At 68.1% G+C, this 6,195-nt stretch carries 4 protein-coding genes; 2 read left to right on the top strand and 2 right to left on the bottom strand.

Features of this window, described 5'->3' with window-relative positions; genetic code table 11:
• Positions 1-194: 194 nt before the first annotated feature.
• Entirely contained in the window at positions 195-2,243 is a 2,049-nt protein-coding gene (locus FVW27_RS20600) for a LysR family transcriptional regulator (protein ID WP_208294652.1), read from the bottom strand.
• A 146-nt stretch (positions 2,244-2,389) separates the two neighbouring features.
• Between FVW27_RS20600 and FVW27_RS05695 the strand changes: the two genes are divergently transcribed.
• Positions 2,390-2,899 (top strand): C-GCAxxG-C-C family protein, encoded by a 510-nt coding sequence (locus FVW27_RS05695; protein WP_167123484.1) that lies wholly within the window; start codon positions 2,390-2,392, stop codon positions 2,897-2,899.
• Between the two features lie 160 nt (positions 2,900-3,059).
• On the opposite strand, the gene FVW27_RS05690 is transcribed toward FVW27_RS05695, so the two are convergent.
• On the bottom strand, positions 3,060-4,556 hold the full coding sequence (locus FVW27_RS05690; protein WP_167123482.1) for a GGDEF domain-containing protein: 1,497 nt from the start codon (positions 4,554-4,556) through the stop codon (positions 3,060-3,062).
• A 379-nt stretch (positions 4,557-4,935) separates the two neighbouring features.
• On the opposite strand from FVW27_RS05690, the gene FVW27_RS05685 reads away from it, so the two are divergent.
• A partial coding sequence (locus tag FVW27_RS05685) for a glycosyltransferase (RefSeq protein ID WP_167123480.1) occupies positions 4,936-6,195 on the top strand: 1,260 nt, incomplete at its 3' end.

The raw sequence follows: 6,195 nt of genomic DNA, 5'->3' as shown, positions 1-6,195 counted from the left end.
CGCGCCGGGTCAAGCCGCGAGGGGGGCGGTCAGGTCACGGCGCGCGGTCAGGCATGCCGACACGCCTGACCGAGTCGGCGTGTGTGCATGGCGTGGCCGGTGCCGTCCGCCACTGTGGTCCGCCAGTGTCGTCTGGCGATCGCGGACGGCAGATGCGGAAGGGGGGCTTGTTCCGGCGGGCGTGGGGTGCGTCCTCAGCGTTTGGGGGGCAGCAGCGACAGCCACTGCGGCGCTTCCTGGGAAGGCTCTGGGGCGGACTCTGCCGCGCGTTCCGCCGGGGCGGGGCGAGCGTGTTCGCGTATGTGGGCGGCCTGCTCGTTTTGTTGCGCCTGTCCATGGGGCGCGGGCGGCGCCTCCGTTCCCTCCGGCCCGCTCGCTTCTGGGGCGGGCACGGCTGATACCGGCGGCTGGCCGGAAGTTGCCGACATGTCCCACAGCGACGGCTGGCGGATTTCCGGGGTCATGCTGACCGCAGCGGGCACGGCGCGTGGTGCCGGTTCGGCCTCGTCGTCTGGCAGGGACAGCGATTCCGGGGCGTGCTGGGGCATGTCCATACCACTGTCCGGCCCGTAAGCCCCGCTGGTGTCCGGCCCATCATCCTCGCTGGCGCAGGGGCCATCGGCCGGGTCAAAACCGCTGCAATCGCCCGGGTCTTGCCATGGCAGATCCCTGAAGGCTTCGGGCAGGATCCCGGATGGCATCTCGGGCATCGTATCAAGCAACGTCTCGGGCTCCGTCCCCGGTGCCATGTCCAATTCGGGTGCCATGTCTGGCAGGCCGCCCCAGACCGTTTCCGGGCCGGTGTCCGCATCGTCCATGAATTCCTGTTCGGCCCAGGAATCGGCCCACGGTACGGCGCTGGAATCAGGTTGCCCATTCATGAGGCCACCCGGTTCGTCGTCCGGTGTCAGTTTCTTTGGCACAAGCGCGTCCGGCGCAAGTTCGTCTGGCGCAAGTTCGTCTGGCGCAAGCTCGTCCGGTTCGTCAGCAAGAAGGTTGTCCGCCAGATCGACTGGCTGTTCCGGCGCGTGCTCGGGGCTGACTTTCGTAAGAGGGAGCAACTGTTCGCCATCCGGCATGTCCGGCGTATCAGGCGTATCGGAAGTGTCAGCCGTATCGGGCGTGTCAGACGCATCGGGCGCATCAGGCGTGTCAGACACATCAGGCGCATCGGGCGCATCGGGTACGGACGGAACGGGTGACGACTCCACGGCGTACACCTCGCCTGGCTGTCCTGTGCTGTCCGGACGCTCCTTGGCATTGGCGGCGGGTTTGGGCGGTTCCAGGATGGTAGCCACGTCCGCCATGGGGCAGGGGAAGTCCCAGACGGCCTCCGGGCGGGCCTTGGTCCCGGCGGCGTCCGCACAGGCGGCGCGGCACAGCTCCATGAAGGTGTCCATGTACGGAGACACCCACTTGCCCCGGTGGCGCACCATGAGCACCGCCGTTTCAAAGGGCTGGTCCGCCCAGGCCAGCGCGCGCAGGGTACCCGCGCGCAGTTCGTCGCGCACGACGGCCTCGGGCAGCAGGGTAATCCCCACGCCGGATGCCACGCAGCCGCGCAGGGCCGACGCGCTGGAAAATTCCAGCCCGGCGGCGGGCTGCACGCCTTCGGCTGCCAGGGCTTCCTCGATCACCGTGCGGTAGGCGCAATCCGCCGTGGACAGCACCAGCGTGACGCCGTGCAGGTCGCGGGCGGTGACGCGTTCGCGCGTGGCCAGTGGGTGATGCGGCGCGGCCACCAGCACCAGCGGTTCCATGCCCAGGGCTTCCACGTTCAGGTCGCCGCCGCGCACGCTGTCGGCCATGACGAAGGCCAGGTCGGTGATGCCCTGGCGCAGATCCTTTTCAAGCCCGTTCAGGGTGCATGCGGTCAGGTGCAGGGCCACTTCCGGGTGGCGGCGGCGAAACGCGGCGATGACCGGCGGCAGGCGGTACGCGCAGAGCGATTCAGGCACGCGCACCGTCAGCAGGCCGCGCAGTCGCGATTCTCCGGTAACCCATGCCCTGGCCTCGTCTTCCACGTCGATGAGCTTGGCCGCGTACTGGACCAGCCGCTCGCCCGCTTCCGTCAAGGCCACGCGGCGGCCCAGCCGTTCGAACAGCCGGACGCCCAGTTCCGTTTCCAGCGCGGCGATGCGCGCGGAAACCGTGGATTGTGCGGCGTTCAGCTCCGTCGCCGCCCGATGGAAGCTGAGCAGGCGCGCCACTGCTGCAAAGGTTCTGAGGTCGCGTAGTTCCATGTCCGTCCTCTTGATCGTTCGGAAACCGCGATTGACCGCATCGAAAGGTATCGTTGGATTCGATTTTGAGCAACGTGTATGCGGCGCATTAGATATTTGGTGACAGCGCGATACGCCGGACAGCACGTAAAACAGAGGGTATCTTCGTGGAAACTGATGCAGCGCGGGAGCAGGCGCGGGAAATTTTCAAGGCCGGGTTCAATTGCGCCGAGGCCGTGTTTCTGGTCGTAACGCAGGCATTCGGCCTTGATGTTCCGGCGCAGGTGCGGCTGGCCACTGCCTTTGGGGGCGGCGTGGGCCGGTGCAAGGAGGAAATGTGCGGGGCAGTGGCTGGGGGCGTGCTGGCCATAGGCGCACTGTGCGGACGCGAACGCCCCGGAGCCAACTGGGATCTTGCGGCGCGGCTGGCCCGCACGGTGCGCGAGGATGCGCTGGCCGCGCATGGCAGCATTCGCTGTTGCGATTTGCTGCACGCCTTTGGCGAACAGACCGACATGCAGGCCTGCATCCGGTTTACCACCATGGTTGCCGGGCAGGTGGTGGCACGGCTGCGGCAGGCCCGGGCCGAAGGGGAGTTTGTGTCACCCGTGGTGCGGCAAGGTGCGGCATGGTGGCCTGACAGGCCGTGCGGCGGCCTGATCGGCAGGAGGGATTGAAGCAGGGTGCGATTGCGCCATTCGATGGATGGCTGCGCAATGCCCCGGCATGGCCGCAGGCTCCGGCATGGACGCGGCCCGGTCCTTGTCGCAACGGACCCAACGCAAGCGGGGCGCCCCTTTCGGAGCGCCCCGCCTCATTTTTCGTGATCTTGTCCGGTTACCCGGCAGCCTTGGCGTCGTCGCAGCCGGACATGGTGCACACCACGTTGCGGCCATTGGCCTTGGCCAGGTACAGCGCCCGGTCGGCCTCGCGCACCAGTTCCTCCACGTTGGCGAAGGCGCCGGGGCGAAAGCCCGCCACGCCAATGCTCACCGTGGCCGAAAGCTGCACCCCGTGGTGCTGCACCCGGCACTGTTCGATGCGGTGGCGCAGCCGTTCGGCCAGCATGTGGCCCTGCGCCTCGTCCGTGTGCGGCAGGATGACCACGAATTCCTCGCCACCGTAGCGGGCCGCGAAGTCCGTGGTGCGGATGGAGTTGCGCAGCACGTCGGCCAGTTCGCGCAGCACCGCATCGCCCGCAAGGTGGCCATAGGTGTCGTTGATGGCCTTGAAGTGGTCCAGGTCCAGTAGCAGCAGGCTCATGGCGTGGCCGTAGCGGCGGTGCCGTTCGAATTCGGTGCGCAGCCGTTCGTCCAAGCTGCGGCGGTTGTGCAGCCGGGTCAGTGCGTCGTGGTCGGCCTGCAACTTCACCTCGCGATAGACCATGGCGTTCTTCAGCGCCAGGGCAAGGTGCTTCATGGCCGAATCCAGTGCCTGGGCCTGGTCCTTGCCCATGGTCTGGCTGCCGTCGGTCAGGATGGCCAGTGCTCCCATGGCTTCGGTACCGGTGCGCAACGGCATCAGGATCACCCGGCCGGGCACGGGGGGCTGCCCGGGGTCCACGGCGCAGCCGGCGGCGTCAAGCAGTTCGGCCATGCCGGGCACGTGGGTGACGCGGTAGCCCGCCACGGGGGCGTTGCCCAGGCGCCGTGCCGATTCCAGCAGCAGGTCCACCCACTGCACGTTCACCGGGCAGTCTGGCGCGGTAGCCACGAACAGCTCCGCCTCCAGCGCGCCTCCCTCGGGCACAGGGGGCCAGAAGATGCCGTGCACCGCCGTTACCGGCAGCAGCAGCGAAAGATCTTCACGCACCTTGCCCAGGATTTCCGCAGGGTCCAGACTTTCGGTGGCCCGCGTCAGAAAGGTCACCAGGAATGACAGGGTGTCGTTCTTGCGGGCCAGCATTTCGCGCTCAAGGAATATCTCGCGCGTCATGCGCAGGATGTCGTGGTACAGGTTGCGCGTTTCCACCGCGCGGCGCAGCACGTCCAGCACGCGGGCTCGGGTGAGCGGCGGTTTGATGACATCGGTGAAGCTGCTGTCCAGCGCCCGTTCTATTTCCTCGCGCGAGTAGCCGGGCTCCAGCACCAGCACGCGCGGGACAAGGTCGAGATGCTGCGATTTGCCTTCGCGCTGGCTGGCGATGGCGGTCCACGCTTCGGACGTGAGCCAGAACAGGCACGGATCGTCGCGCTCCATTTCCAGGGCGGACGGCGCACGCCCCGGAGGCAGGGCGACGATGCGGTAGTCGCTGCCCGCGTGGGCGGCCAGCAATCCCGCATCGGCCTTGGAAAGGCCCATGGTCCACATGGCATGTTGCGGTGTCTTTTTCATGGTCCGGTCTCCCCCCCCAGGGGTGTGCGGCGTGGGAACAAGGTCATGCATTGCGGGGCCCGTGCCGGTTGCGGCGCAGGGCTCGGCAGGCGTCGGAAACGCGACGTTGCACGGGATGTAGCAAGAACTGGTCCATGTTGCGTGTGATGCGGAGCAGACGCGGTTGGGCCGGGTAGGGACGGACGGATGGTGGACGAACAGTGGACAGCAGCGGCAAGCTTTGCCGGGGGCGGGCAGGGCAGGATTGAGGGCAGGCGTGTGCGTGATTGGGGCATGCGGTACCGGGCGTGGAAGAGACAGGTCCGGGCTCGGGCTGGGTGCAGGGCGCGGGGCCTCCAAACGGTTTGACAGCCTCGACAAGTTGTGTCTTTGCTGCACCATGAGCACCAAACGCGCCTGGGGTACCCTGCACCCCTTCCTTGAAACCGGAGAGATCATGGGCCGTCCCGTGGCCAATGCGGGTTTCATGCGGGCGTTGCTGCGGGCCGACCCGTTTCCGGAGTACCATTTCTTTCTGCCGGGACTGGACGTGGCCAAAGCCACGGAAACCCGCCTGCGCGAAGAATTTCCGGCCATCGTCTCGCGCAACGGGTTCCGGGTGTCCACCCGCAACGATCTGGCCTGGATGCTGGCGCGCAAGCCCTACCACTGCTTTCACCTGTCGGACAGCGTCACCGACCAGCCCCACGTGGCCCGGCTGCGCAACGCGCACGCGCCGGTGCTGTTTCCGGTGACCGGGGTCACCCATTCGCTCAGCTACGCCCGCTACCCCAGCCGGTTTCTGGCCCACCTGTGGCCGGGCACCACGGCGCGCGACGCGGTGGTGGCCACCTCCACGGCCGGGCAGGCGGTGGTGCTGCGCATGTTCGAGCACCTGCGCCGCGCCTACGGCCTGGACGAGGAGGCATATCCCGCGCCGCACGTGGAACGCATCCCCTTGGGCGTGGACGCGGACTTCCTGCACGCGGCGTCCGGTGCCGCCCATCTTCGTGGCGGGCGGCAGGGCGAGCCGCAGGGCCAGGCGGTGCTGCGGGCGGACATGCGCCAGCGGCTGGGTGTGGACGCGGAGCCGGTGTTGCTGGTGTTCGCGCGCATCGCCCACTATTCCAAGATGGACCTGTTGCCCCTGCTGCGCGCCCTGCAACGGGCAGAGGGGCTGGGCCTGGCCCGCGGCGGCTTCTTGCTGGTGGTGGCCGGGTTCGTGAAGCCGGGAGATGACACCCCGGCCCGCATCACCGGCCTGGCCGGGCGGCTGGGCATCCGCACCCGGGTTGTCCCTTCGCCATCCGACGCGGACCGGGCCGCGCTGTTCGCGGCGGCGGACGTGTTCGTGTCTCCCGTGGACAACATGCAGGAAACCTTCGGACTTACCCTCGTGGAAGCCGGGGCCGCCGGGCTGCCCGCCGTGGTTTCCGACTACGACGGCTATCGCGATATCGTGGTGCACGGCGAAACGGGATTCACCGTACCCACCCTGGCCCCGTTGGCCACGTCCGACGTGGACATGCTGGCGCCGGTGCTCTTCGACAGTCAGTACCACCTGTTGCTGGCCCAGCAGACCGTTGTGGACGTGCCGGCGCTGGCCGACGCCCTGGCCCGGCTGGCCACCGACGCGGACCTGCGCGCCCGCATGGGCGCC

This window comes from Nitratidesulfovibrio liaohensis, assembly GCF_011682075.1.
GTDB lineage: Bacteria > Desulfobacterota > Desulfovibrionia > Desulfovibrionales > Desulfovibrionaceae > Cupidesulfovibrio > Cupidesulfovibrio liaohensis.
This window is presented reverse-complemented; position numbering and strand designations above follow the sequence as displayed.